This is a genomic window from Nonomuraea aurantiaca (genome assembly GCF_020215705.1).
Lineage (GTDB): Bacteria > Actinomycetota > Actinomycetes > Streptosporangiales > Streptosporangiaceae > Nonomuraea > Nonomuraea aurantiaca.
In genome coordinates this window covers 181,091-206,726 of record NZ_JAIWNB010000012.1, presented here as the reverse complement: position 1 = coordinate 206,726, position 25,636 = coordinate 181,091, and the positions used below count along the sequence as shown (strand labels likewise).

25 protein-coding genes are annotated in these 25,636 nt (G+C 70.7%); 13 read left to right on the top strand and 12 right to left on the bottom strand.

Going from position 1 to position 25,636, the window contains the following annotated elements:
* Window positions 1-24 precede the first annotated feature (24 nt).
* A complete protein-coding gene (locus LDL49_RS27920; protein ID WP_225294986.1) occupies window positions 25-1,269 on the top strand; it encodes a right-handed parallel beta-helix repeat-containing protein in 1,245 nt (414 codons plus the stop codon).
* Between the two features lie 8 nt (window positions 1,270-1,277).
* Here the strand turns inward: LDL49_RS27920 and LDL49_RS27915 are convergent, their stop codons facing one another.
* Entirely contained in the window at window positions 1,278-2,399 is a 1,122-nt protein-coding gene (locus LDL49_RS27915) for a hypothetical protein (protein WP_225294984.1), read from the bottom strand.
* On the bottom strand, window positions 2,396-2,896 hold the full coding sequence (locus tag LDL49_RS27910; protein ID WP_225294982.1) for a SigE family RNA polymerase sigma factor: 501 nt from the start codon (window positions 2,894-2,896) through the stop codon (window positions 2,396-2,398). The genes LDL49_RS27915 and LDL49_RS27910 overlap by 4 nt, the downstream gene beginning before the upstream one ends.
* 145 nt (window positions 2,897-3,041) lie before the next feature.
* On the opposite strand from LDL49_RS27910, the gene LDL49_RS27905 reads away from it, so the two are divergent.
* A complete protein-coding gene (locus tag LDL49_RS27905) occupies window positions 3,042-4,691 on the top strand; it encodes a glycoside hydrolase family 43 protein (RefSeq protein WP_225294980.1) in 1,650 nt (549 codons plus the stop codon).
* Between the two features lie 84 nt (window positions 4,692-4,775).
* Here LDL49_RS27905 and LDL49_RS27900 read toward each other — a convergent pair whose 3' ends face one another.
* Complete coding sequence (locus LDL49_RS27900; RefSeq protein WP_225294978.1) at window positions 4,776-5,447, bottom strand: O-methyltransferase; 672 nt, start codon at window positions 5,445-5,447, stop codon at window positions 4,776-4,778.
* A 68-nt stretch (window positions 5,448-5,515) separates the two neighbouring features.
* Between LDL49_RS27900 and LDL49_RS27895 the strand changes: the two genes are divergently transcribed.
* Window positions 5,516-6,493 carry an aldo/keto reductase gene (locus LDL49_RS27895; protein WP_225294976.1) on the top strand — a complete coding sequence of 326 codons (978 nt, stop codon included), beginning with the start codon at window positions 5,516-5,518 and terminating at the stop codon, window positions 6,491-6,493.
* Window positions 6,494-6,498: 5 nt separating this feature from the next.
* Here the strand turns inward: LDL49_RS27895 and LDL49_RS27890 are convergent, their stop codons facing one another.
* From LDL49_RS27890 to LDL49_RS27880, 3 genes are all read right to left on the bottom strand, one after another.
* Window positions 6,499-7,068, bottom strand: a complete 570-nt coding sequence (locus LDL49_RS27890; protein ID WP_225294974.1) for an FAD-binding oxidoreductase/lyase — start codon at window positions 7,066-7,068, stop codon at window positions 6,499-6,501.
* Between the two features lie 84 nt (window positions 7,069-7,152).
* Window positions 7,153-8,280 (bottom strand): S1 family peptidase, encoded by a 1,128-nt coding sequence (locus tag LDL49_RS27885; RefSeq protein ID WP_225294972.1) that lies wholly within the window; start codon window positions 8,278-8,280, stop codon window positions 7,153-7,155.
* Window positions 8,281-8,383: 103 nt separating this feature from the next.
* Complete coding sequence (locus LDL49_RS27880; RefSeq protein ID WP_225294970.1) at window positions 8,384-8,944, bottom strand: TetR/AcrR family transcriptional regulator; 561 nt, start codon at window positions 8,942-8,944, stop codon at window positions 8,384-8,386.
* A gap of 56 nt (window positions 8,945-9,000) precedes the next feature.
* On the opposite strand from LDL49_RS27880, the gene LDL49_RS27875 reads away from it, so the two are divergent.
* The 6 genes from LDL49_RS27875 to LDL49_RS27850 all read left to right on the top strand — a co-directional run bounded on the left by LDL49_RS27875 (window position 9,001) and on the right by LDL49_RS27850 (window position 17,996).
* The gene (locus LDL49_RS27875) at window positions 9,001-12,114 is read left to right on the top strand and encodes a bifunctional cytochrome P450/NADPH--P450 reductase (protein WP_225294968.1); all 3,114 of its coding nucleotides are present in this window, start codon (window positions 9,001-9,003) and stop codon (window positions 12,112-12,114) included.
* 179 nt (window positions 12,115-12,293) lie between these two features.
* Window positions 12,294-12,908, top strand: a complete 615-nt coding sequence (locus tag LDL49_RS27870; protein WP_225294966.1) for an ACT domain-containing protein — start codon at window positions 12,294-12,296, stop codon at window positions 12,906-12,908.
* A 31-nt stretch (window positions 12,909-12,939) separates the two neighbouring features.
* The gene (locus LDL49_RS27865) at window positions 12,940-14,370 is read left to right on the top strand and encodes a hypothetical protein (RefSeq protein ID WP_225294964.1); all 1,431 of its coding nucleotides are present in this window, start codon (window positions 12,940-12,942) and stop codon (window positions 14,368-14,370) included.
* Window positions 14,371-14,444: 74 nt separating this feature from the next.
* Window positions 14,445-15,608, top strand: a complete 1,164-nt coding sequence (locus tag LDL49_RS27860) for an acyl-CoA dehydrogenase family protein (RefSeq protein ID WP_225294962.1) — start codon at window positions 14,445-14,447, stop codon at window positions 15,606-15,608.
* 99 nt (window positions 15,609-15,707) lie between these two features.
* A complete protein-coding gene (locus tag LDL49_RS27855) occupies window positions 15,708-16,772 on the top strand; it encodes a cation diffusion facilitator family transporter (RefSeq protein WP_225294960.1) in 1,065 nt (354 codons plus the stop codon).
* A gap of 42 nt (window positions 16,773-16,814) precedes the next feature.
* On the top strand, window positions 16,815-17,996 hold the full coding sequence (locus tag LDL49_RS27850) for an acyltransferase family protein (RefSeq protein WP_225294957.1): 1,182 nt from the start codon (window positions 16,815-16,817) through the stop codon (window positions 17,994-17,996).
* A gap of 139 nt (window positions 17,997-18,135) precedes the next feature.
* On the opposite strand, the gene LDL49_RS27845 is transcribed toward LDL49_RS27850, so the two are convergent.
* A complete protein-coding gene (locus tag LDL49_RS27845; protein ID WP_225294955.1) occupies window positions 18,136-18,600 on the bottom strand; it encodes a hypothetical protein in 465 nt (154 codons plus the stop codon).
* A gap of 89 nt (window positions 18,601-18,689) precedes the next feature.
* Here LDL49_RS27845 and LDL49_RS27840 point away from each other — a divergent pair, with 89 nt between their 5' ends.
* Window positions 18,690-19,865, top strand: coding sequence for a hypothetical protein (locus tag LDL49_RS27840; protein WP_225294953.1), 1,176 nt, complete (start codon window positions 18,690-18,692; stop codon window positions 19,863-19,865).
* Here LDL49_RS27840 and LDL49_RS27835 read toward each other — a convergent pair.
* Window positions 19,769-20,344 (bottom strand): helix-turn-helix domain-containing protein, encoded by a 576-nt coding sequence (locus tag LDL49_RS27835; RefSeq protein ID WP_225295170.1) that lies wholly within the window; start codon window positions 20,342-20,344, stop codon window positions 19,769-19,771. The two genes, LDL49_RS27840 and LDL49_RS27835, sit on opposite strands and share 97 nt — an antisense overlap.
* A 68-nt stretch (window positions 20,345-20,412) precedes the next feature.
* Here LDL49_RS27835 and tnpA point away from each other — a divergent pair, with 68 nt between their 5' ends.
* Window positions 20,413-20,832 (top strand): IS200/IS605 family transposase, encoded by a 420-nt coding sequence (tnpA, locus tag LDL49_RS27830; RefSeq protein ID WP_225294951.1) that lies wholly within the window; start codon window positions 20,413-20,415, stop codon window positions 20,830-20,832.
* Between the two features lie 113 nt (window positions 20,833-20,945).
* Window positions 20,946-21,074 carry an alpha/beta fold hydrolase gene (locus LDL49_RS27825; protein WP_225294949.1) on the top strand — a complete coding sequence of 43 codons (129 nt, stop codon included), beginning with the start codon at window positions 20,946-20,948 and terminating at the stop codon, window positions 21,072-21,074.
* Between the two features lie 55 nt (window positions 21,075-21,129).
* Here the strand turns inward: LDL49_RS27825 and LDL49_RS27820 are convergent, their stop codons facing one another.
* Together LDL49_RS27820 and LDL49_RS27815 are read right to left on the bottom strand one after the other, a co-directional pair.
* A complete protein-coding gene (locus LDL49_RS27820) occupies window positions 21,130-22,530 on the bottom strand; it encodes an MmgE/PrpD family protein (RefSeq protein ID WP_225294947.1) in 1,401 nt (466 codons plus the stop codon).
* A gap of 40 nt (window positions 22,531-22,570) precedes the next feature.
* Window positions 22,571-23,368: a cyclase family protein gene (locus tag LDL49_RS27815; protein ID WP_225294945.1), complete on the bottom strand. Its 798-nt coding sequence runs from the start codon at window positions 23,366-23,368 to the stop codon at window positions 22,571-22,573.
* A gap of 77 nt (window positions 23,369-23,445) precedes the next feature.
* On the opposite strand from LDL49_RS27815, the gene LDL49_RS27810 reads away from it, so the two are divergent.
* A complete protein-coding gene (locus LDL49_RS27810) occupies window positions 23,446-24,204 on the top strand; it encodes an IclR family transcriptional regulator (protein WP_225294943.1) in 759 nt (252 codons plus the stop codon).
* A 497-nt stretch (window positions 24,205-24,701) separates the two neighbouring features.
* Here LDL49_RS27810 and LDL49_RS27805 read toward each other — a convergent pair whose 3' ends face one another.
* Together LDL49_RS27805 and LDL49_RS57195 are read right to left on the bottom strand one after the other, a co-directional pair.
* Entirely contained in the window at window positions 24,702-25,328 is a 627-nt protein-coding gene (locus LDL49_RS27805; protein WP_225294942.1) for an NTF2-like N-terminal transpeptidase domain-containing protein, read from the bottom strand.
* Window positions 25,329-25,474: 146 nt separating this feature from the next.
* A complete protein-coding gene (locus LDL49_RS57195) occupies window positions 25,475-25,609 on the bottom strand; it encodes a hypothetical protein (protein WP_263655582.1) in 135 nt (44 codons plus the stop codon).
* Window positions 25,610-25,636 lie beyond the last annotated feature (27 nt).

Below are 25,636 nucleotides of genomic sequence, written 5' to 3'. Positions count from 1 at the left end.
TAAACTAGATAGTGGTGTGTTCGCATGAGGTTGCTCTCCGTGGCCGTCATCGCCTCGCTCGCGCCCGCCCTGCCGGCTTCGGCTCTCGCCCGCGCGGGCACCACCTACTACGTCGATTCGCGGACGGGCGACGACTCGGCTGCTGGGACCAGCGCCACCAAACCGTGGAAGTCACTCGAGAAGATCGGCGCCGCCGACCTGAAACCCGGCGACGCGGTCAGCGTCAAGCGCGGCAGCAAGTGGACCGGGACGCTCACTCTGTCCGCCAAGGGCACGGCGGCCAAACCCATCGTCATCCAGCCGTACGGGACCGGGCCCATGGCGAAGATCTCCGGCATGGACGGCAACTGCGTCGTCGTGACCGGCAACCACTGGCGCATCAGCGGCCTGCGCGCCTCCGGCTGCCAATGGGCGGGATTCGAGCTGAGCGGCGACGGCAACGAGCTCGTCGGCGTACGGGCCGACCGCAACATCGCCGGCGTGCTGGTCCCTCCCGGCGGCTCCCGCAACATCATCAGGGACAGCACGCTGACGTCCAACGCCCGGATGAGCGTGAACGACTCCGAGCCCGACAACGACTCCGGGGCGTTCGGCGTGCTGCTGAACGGCGACGACAACACGGTGACGGGCAACACCATCACCGGCAGCTACGCGCCGAGCAACGACTACGGCTTCGACGGGGCGGCGGTCGAGATCTTCGACGGCGACCGCAACCTCATCACGCACAACACCGCCCGCGACAACGAGACGTTCACCGAGCTCGGCGCCCGCAAGGGCAAGACGGCCGCCGGGAACGTGTTCGCCTTCAACGTGGTCACCTCCTCGCGCAAGCATGGATCGTTCCTGATCACCCGTGGCGCCCAGCACATCGTCGGCCCGGTGACGGGGACCATCGCGGTGCACAACTCGGTCTACCTGCCCGCGCGCGAGACGATCGGCTGGTCCTGCCACGGCGGGTGCTCGCCGTCGATACTCAAGCTGCGCAACAACGCGATCTCGGTCGGCGGCGAGGCCGGGTACGAGGACGGGAAGGGCGCCGACGACGCGGGCGGCGTGTACAAGGGGCGGACGTACGCGTTCAAGCTGGGACCCAGGTCGGTGAAGGCGGACCCCCGCTTCGTCTCCCGTACGGACCTCCACCTGCGGCCCGGCTCGCCGGCGCTGGGCCGGGGCGTCCGGCTCGGTGCCGCGTGGTTCGGCCGGGCGTCGGGCGGAACGGACATCGCGGGCCTGCCCACCGCCCCGAACGCCGGCGCCTTTCAGCGCTGAAACCCTGTTCAGTGCTTTTCTTGGGTCTGCCGCCAGATCTCCACGCCCGCGTCGTCGTAGCCGATGATCTGGAAGCGTTCGTAGATGATGCTGCGGGCACGATCGTGCCTTCCGCCGAACAAGCGGATGCCGAGGTTCCACGGGTCCGGCCGGGTGGCGGCCGACACGGACTGCCCGTCGCCGAAGAGCAGGGTGACCCGGGCGGTCTGCGCGCTCGCGATGCCCAACCAGCGCTTGTCGTGCTCAGTCATCTCCACGGGGTACTTCTTGCCGTCCATGTCGGTCATCAGGTGGTCGGGCTCGACGAGATGCATGACAACGGTCTGTCCGTCCAGCTTCCAGAGCAGCGTCTCGCCCGGCACCTTGTAGAGACCTACGGAGAGACCGCCGGTCATCCGCACTTCGGGGCCGACCGGCTGGGCCTTCTCCTCGGGGAAGACTTCGGGCTTGCTCCTGACCCGTGCCACGGTCCGGCCCTTGGCATCCGCGAACTCGAACGCCGTCACCGTCTCGCTCGTGGGCACGGACACGGTCCAGATGCCCTGGGGGGCGCCCTTCGGCCGGTGGATCGTCCCGGTCGCCCGGTCGCCACCCTTGAACAGGGCGGTGACGCGGGCGACCTCGGGCCGCGCGGTGCCGAAGTGCATCACCACGCCCGTGGACGGATAAGGGAACGAGTTGGTCGAACCCTGATCGGTGGCCTTCCGGTCGTCGAGCGGCTTGCCGCACCCTTCCGTTGTGACGCCGGTCCTGCTCTCGTAGGAATGGCAGAGGAACATGCCCGTCTTCCCCTTGGCGTACCAGAGGGTCAGGGGCCGTTCCTCGGACGGGTTGTCGATCCCCAGACGCTCGCCCAGCGGGGTCTTGCCGTCCATGGCACTCGGGATGCGGTGGCCTGGGTCGATGGTGCCGGTGGCGACGACGTCACCCTCCTGTCCGCCGGTGGCCGTCAGCGTGACCGGCAGGGCCACGGCGGTGACGGCCAATGCCGCGACGAGGGCCTGGCTGCGCGTCCTGCGCCGCCGCGACCGCGAGACGACCTCGGTAGGCAGCCCGGAAGGCGCCTTCGGCGCATGCTCGGCGGCGTGGCCGAGGGTCGAACGCAGACGGGATTCCAACTGGTCGGTCATGCGATGCTCCCGTCGATCGCTGAGGGATGGGGCACGGTGGAACGGAGCTTGGCCAGGCCGAGCGACGCGTGGCTGCGTACGGTCCCCCGGGAGATGCCGAGCACGCCGGCGATCTCCTCGTCGGCGAGGTCCTCGTAGTAACGCAGGACCAGTACGGCCCGCTGCTTGCGCGGCAGGCCGGCGAGCGCCTGCCACAGGTCCTGCTCGATGCCGGAGGGCAGCACGTCGAGCTGGGCGGTCTCGGGCAGCGCCCAGTCGAGCCGCTCACGCCTGCGCAGCCGCCACACGCTGATGTGCAGCCTGGCCATGATCATCCTGGTGTAGCTCTCAGGGGCCTGCTTCTGGCGCACCCGTGGCCAGGCGCGGTGCAGCCGGATCAGCGCCTCCTGGGTGAGGTCGGCCGCGTCGTGCGGGTTGCCGCTGAGCAGGTATCCGTAGCGCAGCAGGGCATCGGCCCGTTCCGCGACGAAGTCCTCGAAGCGCGAAATGTCTTCCAATGGCCTGTGCCTTTCCTTGGTCCGTCACGGCATAGACGGGCCGAGGGGCCGAACCGTTGAATCGGATCTGGACCGGAGCGGCGACGGCGGGCGTGCCAGAATAATGGGGAAACGTTTTCCCAGCCAGCCGTGGGAGCTTGGACAGATGGCAGACGAACCGGCCGGGCGGCTCACGTACCGCAACCCTGTACTCAACGCCGACTGGCCCGATCCGGACGTCATCCGCGTCGGTGAGACCTACTACCTGGTCGCGTCGAGCTTCAACCGCGCGCCCGGGCTGCCCGTCCTGCGCTCGCCCGATCTGCTGCGCTGGGAGCTGATCGGCCGCGCGCTGCCCGCCGTGCCACCGGCGGAGCACTTCACGGTGCCCCGGCACGGCGGCGGGGCGTGGGCGCCCTCCATCAGGCATCACGACGGCCTGTTCTGGATCTTCTACCCCGACCCCGACCACGGGGTTCATGTGCTGACGGCGGCGGATCCGGCGGGGCCGTGGTCGGAGCCCCACCTCCTGCTCCCGGGGCCCGGGGTGATCGACCCCTGCCCGCTTTGGGACGACGACGGGCGCGTCTGGCTGGTGTTCGGGTGGGCGAAGAGCCGCAGCGGCATCAGCAACCGGCTGTCGCTGGTGGAGATGACGCCCGACGCCCGCGAGATCATCGGCACGCCCGTTACCGTCATCGACGGGGACGCCCTGCCCGGCTACTCGACGCTGGAGGGTCCCAAGTTCTACAAGCGCGACGGCTGGTACTGGATCTTCGCCCCGGCCGGAGGTGTCGCGACCGGCTGGCAGTCGGTGTTCCGGTCACGGTCGCCGGCAGGTCCGTACGAGGACCGCGTCGTCCTGGAGCAGGGTGACACGCCGGTCAACGGGCCGCACCAGGGGGCCTGGGTCACCACGCCGGAGGGTGAGGACTGGTTCCTGCACTTCCAGGACCGTGGGGTGTTCGGCCGGGTGGTCCACCTGCAGCCGATGCGCTGGGGGGACGACGGGTGGCCGGTGATGGGGGTGGACGGACGTCCCGTCCTGGAACACCCGGCCCCGGCGCGGGCCTCGGCGGCGGGCCTTCACGCGGCATCGGCACGCGATTCGGCGGCGGGCGTGCACCCGGCATCGGCACGGGCTTCGGCGCTGGGCCCTCACTCCGTCGATGCCGGGCAGATGGAGCCGGGGCGGGACGACGACTTCCAGGCGGGGGAGCTCGGGCCGCAGTGGCACTGGCAGGCGAATCCGGCTCCCGGCCTGCTGCGTCTGGACGGCGACGGTCACGCGAGACTGCGCGCGGTGCCCAACGACGAGGGCAACCTGCGGAACCTGCCACAGGTGCTCGGCCAGCAGATGCCCGGTGTCGCCGCGCGGTTCACCACCACACTCCGGCTGGCGGCGGATGAGCCGGGGACCAGGGCCGGAGCGGTCGTGCTCGGCGCTAGTTACGCGTACGTGGGATTGGCGCGCGACCGTGACGGGGTCGGCGTCGAGATCCGGACATATGAGGACGGTGATGAGGGCGAGGTGACGCGGTTCAGCGCACGGCTGCCCGACGAGACCGCGACCGTCGGGCTGCGGATCGACTCCGACGACGCGGGGGTCTGCTCGCTGCGGTTCCGCCACTGGGCTGGTGACGGCGCTGATGCGAGTACGGACGCGGGTGACGGATGGGTCACCGCCTTCGAGGGGTTCCAGGCGGAGCAGGGGCGCTGGATCTCGGCGGAGCTCGGCCTGTTCGCCGCCGCCCCGCCCGGATCGTCCGGCGAGGGCACGGCCGTCTTCGGCCCGGTGACCATCCACCCCCGCTAGCACAGGAGGCCCAAGCGCCGCGCAACGCGCTCACCCGACGGCACCCCGACCTGCGCGTGCGCCTATCGGTGCCGGACGAGCCGTTCAGCTGTACGTCGTGGCGCCGCCGGTGTGGCAGCTGATCTCCATGCCGTCCTCCACCGGGAATGCGACGCTGACGTATCCGTTCGCCGGATCGCGTACGTAGTCCAGATAGTCGGCCATGGAGGGGAAGCTGACGTCGTCGGCCACCACCAGTGCGCCCGGCGCCAACCGGGGCTCCAGCAGACGCAGCACCGGCAGGCTCAGCTCCTTCCACCCGTCCACCAGCACCAGGCCGATCGGTCCTGGGACCTCGGCGAGGGTGTCCAGGGCGTTGCCGGGCAGGATCGTCACCACGCCGCCTAGACCGGCCTCGGCCAGGTTCGCGCGGGCGGCGGCGACCTTGGTCGCGCTCATCTCGGTGCCGTACACCCGGCCCGTGCCGTTGTCGGCGACCGCGGCGGCCAGGTAGAGCGTGGAGATCCCGTACGAGGTGCCGAACTCAACGACGGTCTCCGGGCGAGCGGCCCGGACCAGGGTGTAGAGGAGGTCGCCGCCGCGAGCGGAGATCGGCAGGTACAGGGCAGCCAGGGAGTCGGCGCGCTCCTGCGCGGTGGCGGCCTCCAAAGAGCCGCCGGGGAGCGGCCCGTGCGGCGCGTCGTCGTCGAGCGCCGCGGCGGCGAACAGCCGGTCGAGCACGGTACGGACCAGCGGAGAGTGCAGCGTGTTTGTCATGACCGCTAGATTAGACGCACCGTTGCGTCTTGTCTATTGTGAGGGTGTGTGCCCTTACGATCGGGAATGTGGAGAAGCGTGAGCTGGGCAGGACGGGTAGGCAGGTCGGAGTGGTCGGCCTCGGGGCGTGGCAACTGGGCGCCGACTGGGGCGCGGTCGGGGAGGATGACGCGCTGGCCACGCTGTACGGCGCCGTCGACGCCGGGGTGACGTTCATCGACACCGCCGACGTGTACGGCGACGGGCGCAGCGAGCGCATCGTCGGCCAGTTGATCAAGGAACGCCCCGGCCTGACGGTGGCCACCAAGATGGGGCGCCGGGTGCCGCAGGAAGTGTCGGCCTACGCCCTCGACAACTTCCGAGCCTGGAACGACCGGTCCAGGAAGAATCTCGGCGTGGACACCCTCGACCTGGTGCAGCTCCACTGCCCGCCGACTCCCGTCTATTCGGACCAGGCGGTCTACGACGCGCTCGACACCATGGTCGAGGAGGGCAGGATCGCCGCCTACGGAGTGAGCGTCGAGACCTGTGCGGAGGCGCTGACCGCGATCGCCCGGCCGAACGTCGCCACCGTGCAGATCATCCTCAACGCCTTCCGGCTGAAGCCGCTGGAGGAGGTGCTGCCGGCGGCGGCCGAGGCCGGGGTCGGGATCATCGCCCGGGTCCCGCTGGCCAGCGGCCTGCTGTCAGGCCGGTACGACGAGCACACCCGCTTCTCCGACGACGACCACCGCGCCTTCAACCGGCACGGAGAGGCGTTCGACGTCGGTGAGACGTTCTCGGGTGTCGACTACGACACCGGGCTGCGGGCCGTGGCCAGGCTCAAGCCGCTGGTGCCGGAGGGGATGACGACCGCCCAGTTCGCGCTGCGGTGGATCATCGACCAGCCCGGCGTCAGCGTGGTCATCCCCGGGGCCCGCGACGCGCGGCAGGCCCGCGCCAACGCCGCCGCGGCCGGGCTGCCCGCGCTCACGGAGGAGACCCGGGCGGCGGTCACCGCCGTCTACGACGAGCTGATCCGCCCCCAGGTCCACCACCGCTGGTAACCCGGCTACTGCTGGCCGGGCCGTCGGGCGGGGGTCGGGGCTGGGCCGGCCGTGCCGTCCGTGAAGCGGCCCGGCCGGAATGGCGCCAGCAGCGCCGACTCCTCCCCGAACAGCTCGCCCGCCACCTCCTCCATCAGCAGCGGCGCCAGCGTGATCCCGCTGTGCGTGGCCACCGTGTACACCCGCCGCCCCGCGTCCGCGAACCCGGCCACGGTCAGCCCGTCGCAGGGCATCGCCCGGCGGCCCACGACCGCGCGCTCCACCGTGGCGCCCTCGGTGGCGCGCAGCACGTTCGGCAGCAGCCCCATGATCTCGTCCAGGACCGCGCCCGGCACGCCGGCCGCGGGGTCGTCCGCCCGGTCGTCCAGGTGCAGGGAGTGCAGCAGCAGCCGCCCGCCGCCGTCGGGCCGCAGGTTGAGCCCGGCGGTGATGAGGAATCGGGACAGCCGGGCGGGCATCGGCGAGGTGGTGACCAGGAACCCGTTGGTGATCCGGCCGGACACCGCCGGATCCAGCATCGGGACGGTCGCCCCGGCCAGCGCCGCGACCCCCTGCGTCTGCTGCGGGAATGTCACGTACCGGCCGTGTGCCGGGCGCACGTGAAGCGTGCCCGGCGCCGAGGGCACCGGGCACGCGAGGGTGGGTGAGAAGGGCTGCTCTCAGCCGGTACGGAGTGTCAGCCCGTACGCGCTGAGGATCTCGTTGACCGGCTGGAAGTAGGTCGTCCCGCCGCTGCTGCAGTTACCGGAGCCGCCGGAGGTGACGCCCTGGGCCTGGCTGCCGGAGATGAACGGGCCGCCGGAGTCGCCGGGCTCGGCGCACACGTTGGTGCGGGTGAGGCCGGTGACGGTGCCCTCCGCGTACCTCACGGTGGCGTTGAGCTGCTGGACGGTCCCGCAGTGCCAGCCGGTGGTCGAACCGGAGCGGCAGATGGAGGAGCCGACGCCGGCCGCGGTGGAGCCGCGGACGGTGACGTTCGCGCCGCCCGCGCCGCGTACGTACGGCGTAGCGGTGTTACCGGGAGCCGCGACCCAGGAGTAGTCGTTGCCCGGGAATGAGGCGCCCTGGAAGGTGCCCGTCGGGTTGGTGGTGTTGTTGGCTACCCGGCAGTGCCCGGCGGAGACGAAGCCGGGGGTGCTGCCCTTGGTGACGGCGAAGCCGATGCTGCACCGGGCGCCGCCGATGTAGTACGGGGCGCCGCCGATGATGTTGATGAAGGTCTGCGGCTGCTCGCCGGAGACGGTCACGCGGATCGCGTTCCGGTCGACGCCGGCGGCCGCGGCGAGCGCGTCACCGGCAGCCTGCTGCCCGGCGACGATGACGACGCTGTTGGTGGTCACGTCGATGTACCACAGGGACGCGCCGGCCTTGGCCTGGTCCGACGCCCGGTCGATCTGGTCCTTGACCGCGGTGAGCTGGGCCAGCGTCCGAGAGACGAGCACGGGTTGCGCGCCCTTCGCCTCGATGGCGCCGGTGGTGGCCGGGTCCGTCGTCGCGACCATGAGCTTGGAGGCGTCGGCGTTCAGCCAGGATCCGCCGTAGGAGGCGCCGAGCGAGGACGTCAGAGCGGCCTCCGTGGCCGCCGCGCGCTGCTCGTTGGCCAGCCGGGTGATGACCTGCTGCTCGGACAGGCCGAGGTCGCGCTCGAGGGAGTCGATCACGGACGGCGGGGTCGACCCCGAGGGGACGGGAGTCGGGGAGGCCGCCGCGGCGGGGGTGAGGGGGGTGGTGGCCAGGCAGGCTGCCACGATGGTGGCGCCTAAGAGAGGCCAGCGCTTACTCCGCATGTGCACTCCTTTGTGGGGGTGCCTGTCAAGCTAGCGGTTGCTAGGGATTGGCATAGATGGCAAACGACCCCTATCACGGTGGTATGGCCCCTCCAGCGGTTGGTCAGCCGCCCAGGCCGCGGACGATGAGGTCGACCGCCGCCTCGAAGGTGCGGTCGGCCTCCTCGCTGTCCTGACCCTGGCCGATGTGCCCGGCCGTCTCGGCGAACACCAGGCCCGCCACGAACCCGTACAGCACGTCCGCCGTCCGCCGCAGCTCCTCCTGCGGCACGCCTGCCGCCTCCAGGATCGGGAACAGCACGCCCCACAGGCCGCCCTCCCGGTCGGCGGTGATCTCCGGGTGGGCGTACACGTAACGCCACATCGCCGGATGGTCGAGGGTGAGCCGGCGGTAGGCGTGCGCGAGGATGCGCAGCCGCTCCTGCCAGGGCAGCGCCTCGTCCGGCGGGAGGTCGAGGCGCTGGACGTTGGTGTCGCAGATCTGCGTGAGCAGCGCCATCTTGTTGTCCACGTGGTGATAGAGCGACATCGGATTGACGTCGAGCTCGGCGGCCAGCTTGCGCATCGACAGCCCTTCCACGCCCACCTCGTCCACCATCCGCAATGCCGTGGTGTAGATCTCCTCCAGGGTCAGCGGGGTTCCCCTGCGCGCGCTCACTGCCATACACCGTATGGTAGCGTGAGCCATACGGTGTATGGCTACCAGGACCAGGAGTGCTCATGAGAGAGATCCCCGCCCCCAGGGGGCTGCCGATCGTGGGAAACGCGTTCCAGATGCCCGCGCACTCGCCCATGACCTACTTCGAGGAGGTCGCGCGGGCGCACCCGGAGGGCATCTACCAGCTCGACCTGCTCGGCCGGCACATCGTGGTGATCCACGATCCGGACCTGGTGGCCGAGGCGTGCGACGAGACGCGGTTCCGCAAGGAGATCAACCCGCCGTTGTCGATCGTCCGCGACTTCGCCGGCGACGGGCTGTTCACCGCCAGGCCGGACGAGCCCGTCTGGGGTCACGCGCACCGCATCCTCATGCCGGCCTTCAGCCAGCGGTCGATGAAGGCCTACTATCCGCAGATGCTGGAGGTCGCCGACCGGCTCGTGGAGTCCTGGGCGGGGCGCCCGGGGCAGGATCTGCCGGTGGCCGACGACATGACCAGGCTCACCCTCGACACGATCTCGCTGACCGGGTTCGGCTACCGGTTCGACTCCTTCGACTCGCCTGAGCTGCACCCGTTCCTGACGGCGATGGGCGGCGCGCTGACCGAGGCGATGCTGCGCAACCAGCAGCTTCCGTTCGTCACCAAGCTCAGGCGCAAGCAGGAGGTCGCCTATCGGGCCGACATCGAGCTGATGCGCGAGCTGGTCGACGACGTGATCAGGCGGCGCCGCGCGGAGGACGGCGCCGCCGCCAAGGACCTGCTCGGCCTGATGCTGGAGGCGTCCGACCCGAAGACCGGCGCCCGGCTCTCCGACGCGAACATCCGCGACCAGGTCCTCACCTTCCTGATCGCCGGACACGAGACCACCAGCGGCCTGCTCTCCTTCGCGCTGTACAACCTGCTGCGCGACCCCCACACCCTGGCCAGGGCCTACGACGAGGTCGACCGGCTGCTGCCGGGCGACGAGCCGCCGGCCTACGAGACGGTCATGAAGCTGGACGTGATCTCCCGGATCCTGGAGGAGACGCTGCGGGTCTGGTCCCCGATCCCGGCCTTCTCCGTGAACGCCATCGCGGACACCACGCTCGGCGGTGAGTACGAGCTGGCGGCGGGGACGCCGGTCATCATCCTGCTGCCGTCGCTGCACCGCAACCCGAAGGCGTGGGACCGGCCCGACGAGTTCGACATCGACCGCTGGCTGCCCGAGAACAAGCGTGACCATCGCCCGGCCGCCTACAAGCCGTTCGGCAACGGCGAGCGGGCCTGCATCGGCCGCCAGTTCGCGCTCACCGAGGCCAGGCTGGCGCTGGCGATGATCCTGCGGCGCTTCGCCGTCTCCGACCCCGCCGTCTACAAGATGAAGATCAAGCAGACGCTCACCCTGAAGCCCGACGGGTTCACCGTCCGGGTGCGCGAGCGCCGTCCCCACGAGCGCGTCACCGTGCTCGGCCGGCCGGTCGAGGTGGAGGAGCAGCAGGACATCGCCGTCACCGGCGTCGCGCTCACCGTCGCCTACGGCTCCAACCTGGGCACCTGCGCCGACATCGCCGAACGGCTGGCCGAGCGCGCCGGGCGGGCCGGGTTCGCCACCACGCTGACCACCCTCGACGAGCTCGACCCGCCGCGCGAGGGCCTGCTCCTGGTGGTCGCCTCCTCCTACAACGGCAAGGCGCCCGACAACGCCCAGCGCTTCGACGCGCTGGAGGAGCTGCCCGACCTGTCGGGAGTACGGCTGGCGCTGCTGGGCTGCGGCAACACCCAGTGGCCCACCTACCAGGACTTCCCCCGCCGCGCCTTCGCCAAGCTGACGGCGGCCGGTGCCGTACCCCTGATCGAGCGGGGCGAGGCCGACGCCGACGGCGACTTCGACGGCGACGTGTCGGCGTGGACCACCAAGCTGTGGGCGGCGACGGCGGAGGAGTACAGCGCGTCGGCCGCCGACGCGGGCCCCCGCTACCAGATGGAGGTGCTCAGCGAGGCGGAGGTGCGGCCCGCGGTGGTGTCCGCGCGGGCGTTCCCGCTGACCGTGGTCTCCAACGAGGAACTGACCGGCGACCCGGCCGGGCTGTGGGACTTCTCGCTGGAGGCGCCGCGGCCCGGCGTGCGCTCGATCGTGGCGCGGCTGCCCGAGGGCGTGACCTACTCGGCGGGCGACCACGTGGCCGCCTTCGCCAAGAACGACCCGGAGCTGGTCGAGTGGGCGCTGCGCTGTCTGCGCGTCCCGCGCGAGCAGGTCGTACGCCTGCGCACCGGCGGGGCCACGCACCTGCCCGTGGACAGGCCGGTGACGGCCGGGCTGCTGCTGACCGAGTTCGCCGAGTTGCAGGAGGTGGCCACCAGGTCGGACCTGGCGGCCCTGGCCGCGCACACCTCGTGCCCGTGGACGCGCGGCCAGCTCGACGCGCTGACCGCCGACTACGCCGACGAGATCCTGGCCAAGCGGCTCTCCCCGCTGGCGCTGCTCGACCGCTTCCCGGCGATCGAGCTGCCGCTGCCGGTCTTCCTGGAGATGGCCGGGCCGATCCGGCCGCGCTACTACTCCGTCTCCTCCTCGCCGCTGGCCGACCCCGGCCTGGTCAGGATCACCGTCGGACTGGTGGAGGGGCCCGCCTGGTCGGGCAGCGGCGAATACCGCGGGATGTGCTCGGCCTACCTGGCCGGGCTGGCTCCCGGGGAGAGCTTCTACGGCTACATCCGGGTGCCCGCGCCGCCCTTCCGGCTGCCCGAGGACCCCGCCACGCCGGTGGTGCTCGTCGGTCCCGGCACCGGGTTCGCGCCGCTGCGCGGGTTCCTGGAGGAGCGGGCGCTGGGCGGGGCCACCGGGCGGGCCGAGGTGTTCGCCGGGTGCCGCCATCCTGAGCACGACTGGCTCTACCGGGACGAGGTGGAGCGCTGGGCGTCGGCTGACGGGGTGCACGTCACCGTGGCCTACTCGGCGGTGGCCGGGCATCCGTACCGGTTCGTGCAGGACGCGATCGCCGCCCGGGGCGAGGCGGTGTGGGAGCTGCTGGCGGCCGGGGCGCACGTGTACGTCTGCGGTGACGGGCTGCGCATGGCGCCCGCCGTACGGCGGGCCCTGCTCGCCATCCACCGGGACAGGACCGGGACGGACGGAGAGGCGTGGCTGGCCGCCCTCGAAGAGCAGGGTCGTTACCAGCAGGACGTCTTCGCCTGATCTCCGCGTTCATGGGCGCCACCTGCGGAAAGCCGCAGGTGGCGCTGGGCGAACCTTTATCCCGAAATCTGGATTAGCGGTTCATCATTGGATATAAGTGCAGCATGCGTGACATATCCGTGGAACATGCTGGAAACCTTCCACGGGCACTGTGAGAGCCTCTGGAAAGGGGGCGGGTCATGCTGCTCAGACTGAGGGTGTCGTTGCCGGACCGGCCCGGGGGGCTGGGCCAGGTCGCGCGGTCACTCGGTGCGTTGGGTGCCGACATCTTGCAGGTCACCGTGCTGGAACGGGAGACGGGCCGGGCGGTGGACGACTTCACGGTGTCCTGGCCGGGGAAGGTGACGCCGGACGAGGTGCGCGACCGGCTCTCGGCCGTACCGGGCGTACGCGTCGAGGGGGTCTGGCCGACCAAGGACCTACCGGGCTCGGCGCCCGACTACGACCTGCTCATGCACGTCGCGTCGGAGCCGTCGAGGGGGATCGCGACGCTGGTGGACGCGCTGCCGGGGCTCTGCGGCGCCGAGTGGTCGATGGCGCTGGCGGGTGACGTCGTACGCCATGCCAGTCTGGGCGCGCCGGAGGTGTTCGAGCTGCTGGAGCCGCCGCTCAGAGCCGCCACGCGGGCGGCCGACGACCTGCGGCTGATGCTGCTGCCGGTCACCACCCACGGGCTGCACGTGGTCGTCGCCCGCGCGGCGGGACCGCACTTCCACCGCGCCGAACTCGAACGCGCCGCGCGCATCGTGGCCGTGGTCTCCAAACTGTCCTCGGTGCTGCCCACTCCCAACTGACTTTCCCTCGTGATGCCCTAATGTCGGTGCTGTGCCTCGACGATCATGGATTCTGTGGAGTACGGCGTTAGCGGTCACGCTGATTCCCGACGTCTTCTTCTGGATCCGATCGCTTCTGGCCGGAGATGACGGCGACCGGAGCTACTCGTGGATGTGGGTGGGTTCGTGTCTGGGTAACCAGATCAACGAACTGATCGAATATCCGGAACGCGTGGTCAGGGACCTCCCCCTCTTCTGGTTCGGCGGCGCGCCGATGATCGTCGTGGCCTTCGCCTGCTGGTACCTGGGTGTGCGGACCGGGCGTCACCGGCTCGGCCGGATCATCGCCCGCTCAGGCGCCGTGACCTTGCTCTTCTTCCGCCTCCCGGAGCTCCTGCTGTTCACGCTCGACGGGGCGCTGGGCCCGCAATGCCTGGAGGCGTGGGGTCCGTCCGAGATGCTGAGCTGGAACGCGGGCATGAACCTCTACTTCCTGGCGCCGCCGATCCTGGTTCTGCTCGCGGTGCGTCCAGCCCGCCGCCGCTTCGTCCGGAGAGGCCGCTTCTCCCGTACGGCGGTCGCGATCCTGACGCTGATGACGACCCTCCTGGCCGTGGACCAGGCGGCCCCTCCCGGCAAAATGAGCAGCGAGGGCGAGCTCGACTGCGCCGGTTTCGGGGACGGCACCGTCCACGACCTGACCAAGGCGGAAAAGGACTTCCTGTGCCAGGTCCGCGGTTACGCCCCCTTCATCAACGACGGCATCGAGGGCTGGGACGAAGTTCCCGATCGGGTGGTCCTCACTCAGGGCCGCAGCCTGTGCCGCCTGGCCGAACAGCACGGCGGCGAGATCAACGCCCCTGCCGTGCGCGAGGCACCCCACGTGGCGCTGGCCGGCGCGCTGGGACCGTTGTGCCCTGCGGTGGCGCGGGCCCAGGAGCTGGCCGGCCGGCGGCAACAGGAGGAAGAGGACGCGTACGTCGCCAAGAAGGAGAAGGCCTGCGCCGCGCACCCCGCGCACCGCCCGAAGATCGACCCGGTCCGGCAACACCGCGCCACCATGTGGACCGAGTTCTGGACCATCAACGGATGGGAGGGCGAATACGAAGGCGCCGCTCCCGACCTGGTCAAGGACCTGGTCGGAAGCGAACGGGGCGCGCTGAGCGTCTGGGCGGCCGACGAGTCCGGGTACGCCTGCGTGACCACCGAGTCCTACACCCGGCCGCCGCCGCTGGAGACCAAGGGGTGGAAGGAGGTGGTCGAGGTCGCCTATGAGAGCCCGAGCGGCTCGCTGACCCTTGGCGACGGCTGGGGGAACACCTCGCCCAAGCTGACGGCCGATGGCCCCGGGTCCTACCGGGTCCGGGTTCACTTGCGCGGCCGTGAGCGCGTCTACCAGGTCCCCTACCCTCCGGACGGCGCGGTCGAGCTGCTGATCATGGTGTTCCCCGGCAAGCGGAAGGAGCCGACCGTCTACCGGTGACGGTCTGTCCGAGGGGATGATCCTCCGACGCGCGTATCGTTGGCCCCGGCCGTGGTGACGCTGAGGAGGAACCGGTGGATTTCGAGCTGAGCGACGAGCAGAGGGCCTTCCGGGAGACCCTGCGGGCCTTCGTCGACAAAGAGATCATGCCCGTCGCCATCGAGTGGGAGCACTCCGGGCGGTACCCCACGGAGATCGTCGACAAGATGAAGGCGATGGGGCTCTTCGGCCTCAGCGTGCCCGAGGAGTACGGCGGGCTCGGAGCGGACATGGTGTCGTTCGCCCTGGTCTTCGAGGAGATCGCCCGGGGGTGGATGGGGGTCGCCGGCACCATCGGATCTCACTCGCTGGCCTGCTGGATGATCGCTCGGCACGGCACCGAGGAGCAGAAGTCGCGCCATCTCCCGGATCTGGCCACCGGAGCCCGCCGTACCGGGATCGCGCTCACCGAGCCCGGCGCCGGGACGGATCTGCAGGGCATTCAGACCAGGGCGGTACGTGACGGCGATCACTATGTCGTGACCGGCACCAAGACGTGGATCACCAACGCCCGCCATGCCGACCCGTTGCCCGTGCTGGTGAAGACGTCCGTCACCGAGCCCGCGCACAAGGGGATGTCGGTGCTGCTCGTCGATCCGGCGGCCGAGGGGTTCGGGGTCAGCCGGGATCTGCCCAAGCTCGGCTACAAGGGGACCGAGACGTGCGAGGTCGTGCTCGACGGTGTGCGCGTGCCCGTGGACGCGCTGCTCGGCGGGGTCGAGGGGCGCGGCATGCAGCAGGTGCTCGGCGGGCTGGAGATCGGGCGGATCAACATCGCCGCCCGTGCGGTCGGCGTCGCCCAGGCCGCCTACGACGCCGCGCTCGGCTACGCCCGCGAGCGCAACGCCTTCGGCCAGCCCATCGCCGACTTCCAGGCCGTGCAGCTCAAGCTGGCCGACATGGCGACCGAGATCCAGGCGGCCCGGCTGCTGACCTACTGGGCGGCGTCCCAGGCCGACAGCGGGAAGCGGGTCGACATGGAGGCGGGGATGGCCAAATACTTCGCCTCCGAGGTGGCGCTCAAGGCGTCGCTGGAGTCGATGCGCATTCATGGCGGATATGGCTATTCGCAGGAGTTCGTCGTTGAGCGGCTCTACCGGGACGCGCCGCTGATGGCCATCGGCGAGGGGACCAACGACGTGCAGCGGCTGGTGATCGCCCGCTCGCTGGTCTCCGGCAAGAACCATGTCGGCTGGTGATGGCTCGACGGGGGTGGTAGAGCACGCGACTTGTTGGGCAAATGAGGTGCTATGACCGGTCAGCACGATTCAGGCTCTTCAGCTTCTTCAGGCGAACCTGTGCACGGACACGGACACGGACACGGACACGGACACGGACACGGGCACGGTCATGGGCATGAGGGCGAGCTCGGGCGCGGTGGGATCAGAGGGCTGCTGGCGAAGGCCGGGCATGCCCTCGCGCCGCACAGTCACGACAGCGCCGACAAGACCGACGCCGCCCTGGAAGGCAGCAGCCGCGGGCTGCGCGTGCTGGCCGTCTCGTTCGGTGTGCTGCTGGTCACCGCCGCCGTCCAGGCCGTGATCGTCGTCATGTCCGGCTCCGTCGCGCTGCTCGGCGACACGCTGCACAACGTCGCCGACGCGCTCACGGCCGTACCGCTCGCGATCGCCTTCTCGCTCGGCCGCCGGGCCGCCACCCGCCGCTTCACCTACGGGTACGGCAGGGCCGAGGACCTGGCCGGCATCGCCATCGTGCTGATCATCGCCGCCTCCGCCGTCCTGGCTGGGTACGAGGCGGTCACGCGGCTGTTCCACCCCCAGGACATGCGGGCCGTCGGGTGGGTGGCCGCGGCGGCCGTGGTCGGGTTCCTCGGCAACGAGTGGGTGGCCCGCTATCGGATCGGGGTCGGCAGGGAGATCGGCTCCGCCGCGCTGGTCGCCGACGGGCTGCACGCCAGGACCGACGGCTTCACCTCGCTCGCCGTGCTCATCGGCGCGGGCGGCGCCGCGCTGGGCTTCCCCCTCGCCGACCCGATCGTCGGCCTGCTCATCACCGTCGCCATCTGCTTCGTGCTGCGCGACGCCGCCCGCGAGATCTACCACCGGCTCATGGACGCCGTCGACCCGGCCATCGTCGACGAGGCCGAAGCCATCCTGGGCGAGGTCGAGGGAGTCGAACGCGTCGGTTCCGTACGGCTGCGCTGGATCGGCCACGCGCTGCACGCCGAGGTGGAGATCCTGGTGGGCCACGAACTCTCGCTGGTGGACGCGCACGCCGTGGCGGTGGCCGCCGAACACCGCCTCATCCACGACCTGCCCCGGCTGCGCGCCGCCACGGTGCACACCGACCCGCACGGCCCCGCGGGCGCCGACCATCACGCCCCGCTGACCAGCCATCGCTGACGACGGGGCATTACCGGTTCGGGTCAGGGTAGGTTGGGGCGAGTGTCGATCGCCCCCGCCACGATCCCGCCCACCACGACCCCCGCCCCCGCGCGCCTCGCCTGGCTCGACGCCCTGCGCGGCATCGGGGCGCTCGCAGTGGTCGCCGAACACCTGCTGCCCTGGTTCCTGCCGGCGCTCCGGCCCTATTGGTTCAGCCTCGGCGTCTACGGCATCCTGGTGTTCTTCCTGGTCAGTGGCTACATCATCCCGACGTCGCTGGAGCGGCACGGCGATGTGCGGACGTTCTGGGTCAGCCGCGCCTTCCGCCTCTACCCGCTCTACCTTGCCGTGGCCGCTCTGGTGCTGGCGGCGGCCTGGTGGGTGCCGGTACGCGAGGCCGTGCCCCGCGACGGCACGGCTGTGGCGGCGCACGCGACGATGCTGCTCGACGTGGTGGGCGTCGGGGGCGTGGCCGACACCATGTGGACGCTCTCGTACGAGATGGTGTTCTACCTGCTGGTCACCGCGCTGTTCGTGACCCGGCTGCACGAGCGGAGCGGGCTGTTCGCAGTGCTGTTCGCGGCCGGCTCGGTGATCGTCGGGCTGCTGGTCGGCGGGGCGCTGCTGAAGGGCGGCTGGGTCGCGTACGCCTCCGGGGCCGCGTTCTTCGCCGGGCTGGCGTGCGTGATCTCGGGCAGGTTCCGTACGGCTGCGGCGTGCGCGCTGGGCCTGATGGCGGTGGCGCTGCTGGTGTTCGGCAGCCGGGTGCCGTGGATGGGGGTGGCCGTGCTGGGCGTCATGTTCGCCGGGACCGCGATCCATCGCTGGGAGCGCGGCACGGGCGGGCTGTGGCCGGTGGCGGCCACCGCCGGACTGGTCGCGCTGGCCCCGGTCTGGGCGATCGAGGCGGGATGGTGGTGGGTCGAGCCGGATGTGTGGATCATCACGATCGCGCTGGCGGCGGCCACCTTCGCGGGCGGGATGGCGCTGCGGGGCCGGCGGGTGCCGCGGGTGCTGACCTGGCTGGGGTTGATCAGCTACTCGCTCTATCTGGTGCATCATCCGCTGCTGAAGTTCTTCGTGGAGGTGAGCGGGGATCTGCGGCGGTCGCCGCCGGCGTTGCAGCTCGGCATGGCCACCCTGGCCATGGTGCTGGTCCTGCTGGCCAGCGCCCTGGCTTACCGCTTCGTCGAGAAGCCGATGCAGTCGTTAGGCCGTCGTCTGTCCCGTCGCGCTGCCTAGGCCGGTGACCAGGATTTCCGGGGTTCGCCACACGACCGACTTTCTGTGGTGGCTGGGGTGCTTTGGGTGGGATGCCCCCTCCGGCGGAGAGGACGGAGACGGTCCGTCGTGACCGGGGTCCCATGGAAGGACATCCCCGTCAGAAAGCCGTGACGTACCGTCGGGGCTGGTCCAGGGCCGTGACGATCTCCGGATGGTGGGCCAGCGCCCGCCGTACAACCGGATCCTCGGCCGTCAGGAACGCCAGGTGCCGGATGGCGTGGGCCACCACGTTCGCCACCTCGACGCGGCCGGGTGCGGGCGCCGCGGGCGCGTCGCCCGCGGCGATCTCCAGCACGGGCAGCTCGATCGCGGGCAGCCAGGGCTCCGGGTCCGGGCAGACGGCGTACGTGAGCACGATCTCGCCCTCGGGGCGGCAGCGCCAGCTCGTGGAGTGCACGACAGTGGACGGCGCGTCGGCCGGGATCCCGCTGACCCGCCGCGCGGCCTGGTCGGGGGTCTCTCCGGGGCCGGGCACGGCGGTGGCGTGCCGGTACGCCCACTCACTGTCAGTGGTCGCCCGTAGCATGAGCGTCTCGACCGAGACGACGTGTCTTCCCGTCACCCCCGACAACATACTGCAAGCAATATGCAGAAGCGATCTCTTCGCAGAAGGCTGCAGCCGGGGAGGCGGGAAGAGAGAGGCGGACAGCCATGCCCGGGTTGCTGGTGCTCATGGGGTCGGGCGAGACGAGCCCGACCATGGTGGAGGTCCACCGCTCCGCCGCGCGGCGGCTGCGGCCGGGCGCGCGGGCCGTGCTGCTCGACACCCCGTACGCCTTCCAGGAGAACGCGGCCGACATCTCCGCCCGTGCCCGCCGCTACTTCGCCCGGAGTGTCGGCCTGGAGGTCGAGGTGGCGACCGGAGCGGCCGGCGCCGACTGGGTGTTCTCCGGGCCCGGCAGCCCGACCTACGCCCTCGATCAGTGGACGGCCGCGCCCACGGCGGGCGACCTGCGGGCTCGTGTCCGGGCCCGCCAGGGTGTGACCGTGCTGGCCTCGGCCGCCGCCTGCACGGCCGGGCTCGCGACCGTGCCGGTCTACGAGATCTACAAGGTGGGCGCCGAGCCGCACTGGCGCGAGGGCCTCGACCTGCTGGCGGCGCTCGGCCTGCGGGTGGTCCTGATCCCGCACTTCGACAACGCCGAGGGCGGCACCCACGACACCCGCTTCTGCTACCTGGGCGAGCGGCGGCTGTCCCGGATGGAGCGGGAGCTGCCGCCGGGCACGGCCGTCCTCGGCATCGACGAGCACACCGCGGTCGTCATCGACCTCGACGCCGAGACGGTCGAGGTGGCGGGCCGCGGCGGGCTGACCGTACGACGGCCCGGCTCGCAGGAGGTCCTGCCCGCGGGCACCCACACCGGTCTGGGGGAGGTCCGCCGCCTGGCCGAAGGCGGCCGGGTCACCGCCGCGCCGTCGCCCCGCCCCGCCGCCGTACCGGCGCCGGCCCAGGTCACGCTGGAGGAGACCATCCGTTCCTGCGAGCGGCGCTTCCAGCTCGCGGCGGCGGCGCCCGACCTGGTCGCCGCGGCCGGCGCGGTCCTCGACCTGGAGGCCGAGCTGGTCAAGTGGGCGGCCGACACCGAGGAGGACGCGGGCGGCGTCGACGAGGCCAGAGAGCTCATGCGGCTGCTGATCGCCCGGCTCGCCGAGGTGGCCACCACCGCCGATCTGCGTGCCCTCGTCGAGGCCCTCCTGGCGTTCCGCAACGACCTGCGCAGGCAGGGCTGCTACGAGGTCGCCGACGCGCTGCGGGCGGCGATGCTCAGCGGCGGTGTGCTCGTCGAGGACACCCCTGACGGACCGCGGTGGACCACCTCGCGTTGACCTGCTCTCCGCCCTAAAGCTAAAGGACGGAGATTCCCGTGCCGCTTATGCGGCAGCTCGTGCCGCTTGCGTGGCGCGTGCTGTGGAACGGGGTGCTTGACGCTTCGCCGACCCGGATGGGTCTCCACGCCCTGGGACGGCAAGCCCTGCCGCCCGATATCTGGCCAGCGTGTTCTTCGCCCCGACGATGTCGGCGTGCTCGGTATGCCCGCAGGAGGTGCAGGAGAGTCCAGGTCCTTCAGCGTCTGCTGGATGACCTGGGCAGGGGCGTCGGCGAGCCAGCCGCAATACGGGTCCTTCTTCGCCTCCGCGAGCTGCGCGCACTGCTCCTCATAGTTGAGATACGCACCTCGCCGCCGGTATTCACGGCGTTGTTCGAGGCCGGTGTTCCACACGCTGCGGCAGATCCCGCCCAGCCGCTCGGCGAAGATCCGCTGCCCGAAGTCGAACTCCAGGCGGCACTTCCGGCCCGCCAACATGCGCAACACCCCCTCGTCCATGGGGACGCTCACAGTCTCACTGACTCGAACATATTATCATCTGGTCTATGAGTCAGGAAGTGGAATACCGGCGAGGCAGACACGTGGTTTCTGCGATGCACGTCCATCTGGTCTTTGTCACCAAATGTCGCAGAAACGTGTTCAACGAGGAGATGCTGCGACGCTGCGAGGACATCATGATCGAGGTGTGCGACAGCTTCGAGGCCGAACTACGCGAGTTCAACGGCGAACACGACCACGTCCATCTGCTCATCCACTACCCGCCCAAGGTCGCGATCAGCAAACTCGTCAACTCGCTGAAGGGCGTCTCCTCGCACTTCCTCCGCAAGGAATTCACCGACCGGATCAACCCCTCCATCATGCACGGCCCCTTCTGGTCACCCAGCTACCTCGCCGCCTCCTCCTGCGGCGGAGCGCCACTATCGATCATCAAGGCGTACATCGAACAACAGCGCCGCCCCACCTGAGGTCAGCTCCGCACTCCGCGATCTGCGATGTCCCGCCTACGGCAGGCCATCCCCAAAGGGGGAGCGCGTGCGCGCTTGACGGCCGCACCACCCGGCAGCTCAGCGTCGATGACATGGCCGCCGACCTGGTCGCGATGACCCAGGCCGTCGTCCCGGGCGGGTTCGTGCTCGTCGCGCACAGCATGGGAGGGCTGGTCGCCCGCCGCGCCGCCGAGCACCTGGGATCCCGGCTGCGGGGCTGATCGTCGCCGCTGCTCTCGGTGTGGGGCAGCTCACTCGTCCGCGGCACCCGAGTGTTCAGGCGACCGTCAGCTGGAGGAGCGGTGTCACGGTGGGGGCCCCGGGCAGGTTGTGCCCGGCCGTGACCAGGGCCGCCACGCGGTCGGGGCCCAGCGCCCGCCCCGCGTTCGTGCGGAACTTCACCGCGAGCTCCTCCGCCGTCAGCGGATGTTCCGGGCCGCCACGGGACGAGTCGACCCGGTGCTCCAGCACCGAGCCGTCGCGGCGCCGTACCCGCAGCACGGCCGCGAACGCGTGCGGGAAGATTCCCGTCGCCCGCTCGTCCGCCACGCAGCGCACCCGCTCGGCCAGCGCCAGCCGGTCGGGATCGAGGGCGGCGAAGTCGTCCAGTGACAGCCCCAGCCCGCCGCCGCCGTGCAGCGCCGCCGCGACCGTGTACGGTCCCGAGAACTTGGCGTGGTACGGCGATTCCGGCCGGACCTTGTCGGCCCGGGGCTCGGCGATGGTACGCAGCACCGGAGCCGCGACCCCCAGCTCGACCTCCTCGATGTCCTCAGGGGACAGGCCGCCGGCACGCAGGGCGAGGGCGCAGTCGATGGCCGGATGGGTGAAGTGGTTCGTCGGATACGGCTTGTAGACCGTACGCAGGAGCTCCCACCGCTCGCCCAACCCCGACAGCAGCGCCTCGGCGTCGAACCGGCCGTCCAGCCACGCCTGGAAGAAGCCGAACCGGCCCTCCAGCACCGTGGGCGGCCCCGTCAGCCCCTCCAGTGCGAGCACGGCCGCCGTCACGCCCGAGTGGGCCGCCCAGCCGCAGTGCACCCGCTTGATCGTGCCGCCCGTGCGGTTGGCCTCCAGCACACCGGCGCCCATGCTGGCCGCCACCCCGACGGCGTGCGCGATGCCGGCGGCGTCCAGGTCGTACAGCAGCCCGGCCGCGACCGCCGCGCCGAGCGTGCCGCAGATCGACGTGGCGTGCTGGCCCTTTTCGAAGAACAGCGAGTTGCCGGCCTCCGGCAGGTAGGAGGCCATGCCAAGCCGGTTGCACACCTCCACGCCCGCCGCGACGGCCGCGATCAGCCGCTCGCCGGACGCGCCGGTGGCCTCCGCGGCGGCCAGCGCGGCGGGCACCACGGGAGCGCTCGGATGCAGTACGGACGGCAGATGCGTGTCGTCATAGTCGAGCGCGTGCGCCAGCGTGCCGTTGACCAGCGCCGCCGAGGGCGCGGGCAGCCGGTCGCCGCTCCCGATCGCGGTGGACTCCCCGGCCCCCTGCCAGCGTCGTACGGCCCGCAGCACGGCCGGGGCCGCGTCACCCGCCGGCTCCGCGTAGGCGGCCAGACAGTTGCCGAGTACGTCGAGCACCCGGCCCGTCACGTCGTCACGCACCTCGGCCGGGACACCGCGATCACGGCAATCCACGGCGAAAGCCGCGAGCCGCTGAACATGAGTGGTCACTTCCGCTCCCCGATCAGGTGTGGTCATTTCCGCTCCCTGATCAGGCGATGACGGCGAGCGGGCGGACCGGGGCTCCCGTGGCGCCGACGATCGGCAGCGGGTTCAGCACCAGCAGGAACTCGCGGACCCCCGAGTCGAGCAGCTCGGCCAGCCGCATCGTCTCCACGATGTTGATGCCCGACTCCACCAGCATGATCCGGTGCACGGGGAGCGTGGCATGCCCGCGCCCCGCCGCGATGTGCTCGAAGGCGATGGTCTCGCCGCCCACCACACGCGGCCGCCGCGCGGCCAGCCAGCGGGCGGCCCCGACGCCCGGACCCGGAACGCCGTTCCGCTGACCGACGAAGTCGTCCCCCGACTCCCACAGCCGCGACCAGCCGGTCCCGACCAGTACGGCGTCGCCCGCGCGGATCTCCAGGTCTCCAGCGGCCCGCTCCAGATCGTCGGCGGTGACCTCGTAGCCGGCGGGCAGCGTGGCCACCCCGTGCACGGCGGCCACGTCGAGCAGCACGCACCGGCCCACGAACGGCTCGAACCCGTCGATGCCCATGGCGCTGAACCCCTCGTGCGACATCACTTCGCCCGCCGGCCGCCCACCGTACAGGAGACCCTCCTGGGAGACGTGCGCGAGCGCGTCGACGTGCGTGCCGACGTGGCCGCCCGTGACGATGATCTCGTTGGCGGCCGAGCCACCGTCGGGCCTGACCATGTCGCCGTGGCGGCGTTCCAGCGCCATTCGGAACGGCGGGTGGTTGGGGGACTGCGGCATGCCCTTGCGCATCGGCTGCGCCAGGTCCAGCACGCGCGAGCCCTCCAGGGCCTTCCACAACGACGACATATCCGGTGGCTCCTTGTGTTCCAATAGTAGGAATGCTGTTCCCGACAGTACACATGGTTCACCGGGGAAGGCCCACCATGCCCAGCCAGACCGCCGCCACCGTCGAACGGGCCGCCGACATCCTCGTCCGGTTCGCCGAGGCGGGCACGGACACCCTCGGCGTCACCGAGCTCGCCGAGAGCCTGGGCATGTCGAAGGCGGCGGTGCACCGGGTGCTGGCCTCGTTCAGGAGCCGGGGGCTGGTCGTGCTCGACGAGGAGAGCAGGCGCTACTCGCTGGGGCTGACGGCGATGCGGCTCGGCCTGGCCTACCTCGACCGTATCGACGTACGGCGGCTGGCCACGCCCGAACTGCCCGCCCTGTCGAGGCTGACCGGCGAGACCGCGACCCTGTCGATCAGGACCGGCGACACCCGCGTCTACATCGACCAGGCGACCCCCGAGCGGGAGGTGATCATGTCGGTCTCGCTGGGCGTGCCGTATCCGCTGCACGCGGGCGGGTCGTCCAAGGCGTTCCTGGCGTTCCTCTCAGAGGAGGAGATCACCCGCTATCTCAGCCGATCCCTGGAAACCATGACGCCCGCCACCGTCACAGACCCCGGCCGCCTGCGCACCGACCTGACCCTCATCCGCCGCCGCGGCTACGCGATGTCGATCGCCGAACGGCAGAGCGGCGCGGCCTCCGTGGCGGCCCCCATCCTCGACCACCACGGCCGGCCGGCGGCGGTCATCAGCGTGTGCGGCCCGGCCGACCGCTTCATGGCCGAAGCCGACGCCTGCGCCGCCGCCCTCCTGCAGACCACCGACCGCCTGTCCGCCGAGCTGGGCCACCACTGACCGTCTTCACCGCCCGCCCACAACGGCCCTCCGCCACACTCCGGAGGTTCTTTCGTCCCCGCCCGTCACCCGTTTCGGTGGTCGGCGCTCGATGCTCGCCCGCTCACAACGGCCCTCCGCTTCGCTCCGGACGCTCTCCCAGGCGGGCTGACGCCCGCCCCCTGAACTACGCTCGGACCGCCTTCCCAAACACGCTTCGCCAGGCCGGCTGCTTGGAGTGGCCGTGGCGGCAACCCCATAGAGACCGGCACCGACTCCTACCGCCTGCCCCAGACCCAAGCGCGCCACCGATTCCCACCGCGCAAGCAGCGGAGCCGAATCACCTGATTTCAGTGGTCTTCCAGCGTCGTGGGTCGGTGATTCGCCGACACTATGAGGCGAGGGCATCGAGGATTTCCTGGACAAAGGGCTTGGGGTCCTCGTTCCAGGAGGTGATCCAGGCGCGGATGTCCTTCCCCCGTGCCCGCCGGCCGATCTGCGAGAGAGCGCCGACGCCGCTAGCCGGTGACCCCGGGTTGGGCCGAGTCGGCCAGAGTCGCGACCAGTTTGAGGCCTTCGTCGGCGAAGAGGGATCCTGCCTGCTCTCCCTCGGCTCGCGTTTCTAGCAGGACCAGGCGGGAGGAACCATCGTGTTGGGGGACGACGCGGACCTGCCGTATCTCGCTGGAGCCGACCTCCTGCAGGTCGGGGTGGATCGCCGTCGGGGTCCAGTGGATTTTCCACGCGCGGTCGAAATCGATGACCTCGAGGTGCCCGTCGTAGGAGTAGGGGACCGGCCCGTCGAGAGTGACGGAGAACATGGCGTCATAGGTGGCGGCCTGCCCGAAATTCCGGTTGGACTCGGGACGGACGCGGGTCTCCCGGATGGTGATCTTCTTGGCCTGGGAGCCCCTGGCGAAGGCGTCATAGATGCCGTCGAAGTCGCGAGGCGGCTCCAGCACCTGGGCTTTCATGGCGTGCAGGTCCCCGCGTTGCCAGGCCGTCAGGAACGCGGTCACCGTCTGCTGGGGCGAGCCTTCGGTGCGCACCGAGAGGTAGACGGCAGCGCTCAGGCCGAGGACGGCAGCCAGGGCTACGGCGATGGTGATCCCTGTCCGTCGCCGACGTGGAGAAAATGTGGACATTGTTCGGCAACCTTACTGGCTAGTGCCGTAGCAGCGGGCAGCATGATCCGCCGTTACATCGCCTGGCGTAACCGCAACGAACCGCAGCACTGGCAACCCCCGACTACGCCGAATCATCAACAGGGCGAACGTGGCTTGATGCGGCCCTAGATGGTGAAGAGCGAGACCGTCCCCTGCGTGAACCAGATCGCGGTCATCGTCTCCCACTTCTCGTCCATGAGGACATCGTCGAGACTCGCTCCTGGCGTCGTAGTACGGGAGAGTGCCGCGCGGTGCTGCATGGGACCACAGGATGGGGTCGTAGTAAG

Coding starts and splice junctions, on each gene's coding strand:
- LDL49_RS27920 (WP_225294986.1), top strand. CDS start 25: ATGAGGTTGCTCTCCGTGGCCGTCATCGCCTCGCTCGCGCCCGCCCTG.
- LDL49_RS27915 (WP_225294984.1), bottom strand. CDS start 2,399: ATGACCGACCAGTTGGAATCCCGTCTGCGTTCGACCCTCGGCCACGCC.
- LDL49_RS27905 (WP_225294980.1), top strand. CDS start 3,042: ATGGCAGACGAACCGGCCGGGCGGCTCACGTACCGCAACCCTGTACTC.
- LDL49_RS27900 (WP_225294978.1), bottom strand. CDS start 5,447: ATGACAAACACGCTGCACTCTCCGCTGGTCCGTACCGTGCTCGACCGG.
- LDL49_RS27885 (WP_225294972.1), bottom strand. CDS start 8,280: ATGCGGAGTAAGCGCTGGCCTCTCTTAGGCGCCACCATCGTGGCAGCC.
- LDL49_RS27880 (WP_225294970.1), bottom strand. CDS start 8,944: ATGGCAGTGAGCGCGCGCAGGGGAACCCCGCTGACCCTGGAGGAGATC.
- LDL49_RS27875 (WP_225294968.1), top strand. CDS start 9,001: ATGAGAGAGATCCCCGCCCCCAGGGGGCTGCCGATCGTGGGAAACGCG.
- LDL49_RS27870 (WP_225294966.1), top strand. CDS start 12,294: ATGCTGCTCAGACTGAGGGTGTCGTTGCCGGACCGGCCCGGGGGGCTG.
- LDL49_RS27840 (WP_225294953.1), top strand. CDS start 18,690: ATGCCCGGGTTGCTGGTGCTCATGGGGTCGGGCGAGACGAGCCCGACC.
- LDL49_RS27835 (WP_225295170.1), bottom strand. CDS start 20,344: ATGTTGGCGGGCCGGAAGTGCCGCCTGGAGTTCGACTTCGGGCAGCGG.
- tnpA (WP_225294951.1), top strand. CDS start 20,413: ATGAGTCAGGAAGTGGAATACCGGCGAGGCAGACACGTGGTTTCTGCG.
- LDL49_RS27825 (WP_225294949.1), top strand. CDS start 20,946: ATGGCCGCCGACCTGGTCGCGATGACCCAGGCCGTCGTCCCGGGCGGG.
- LDL49_RS27815 (WP_225294945.1), bottom strand. CDS start 23,368: ATGTCGTCGTTGTGGAAGGCCCTGGAGGGCTCGCGCGTGCTGGACCTG.
- LDL49_RS27810 (WP_225294943.1), top strand. CDS start 23,446: ATGCCCAGCCAGACCGCCGCCACCGTCGAACGGGCCGCCGACATCCTC.
- LDL49_RS27805 (WP_225294942.1), bottom strand. CDS start 25,328: ATGTCCACATTTTCTCCACGTCGGCGACGGACAGGGATCACCATCGCC.
- LDL49_RS57195 (WP_263655582.1), bottom strand. CDS start 25,609: ATGCAGCACCGCGCGGCACTCTCCCGTACTACGACGCCAGGAGCGAGT.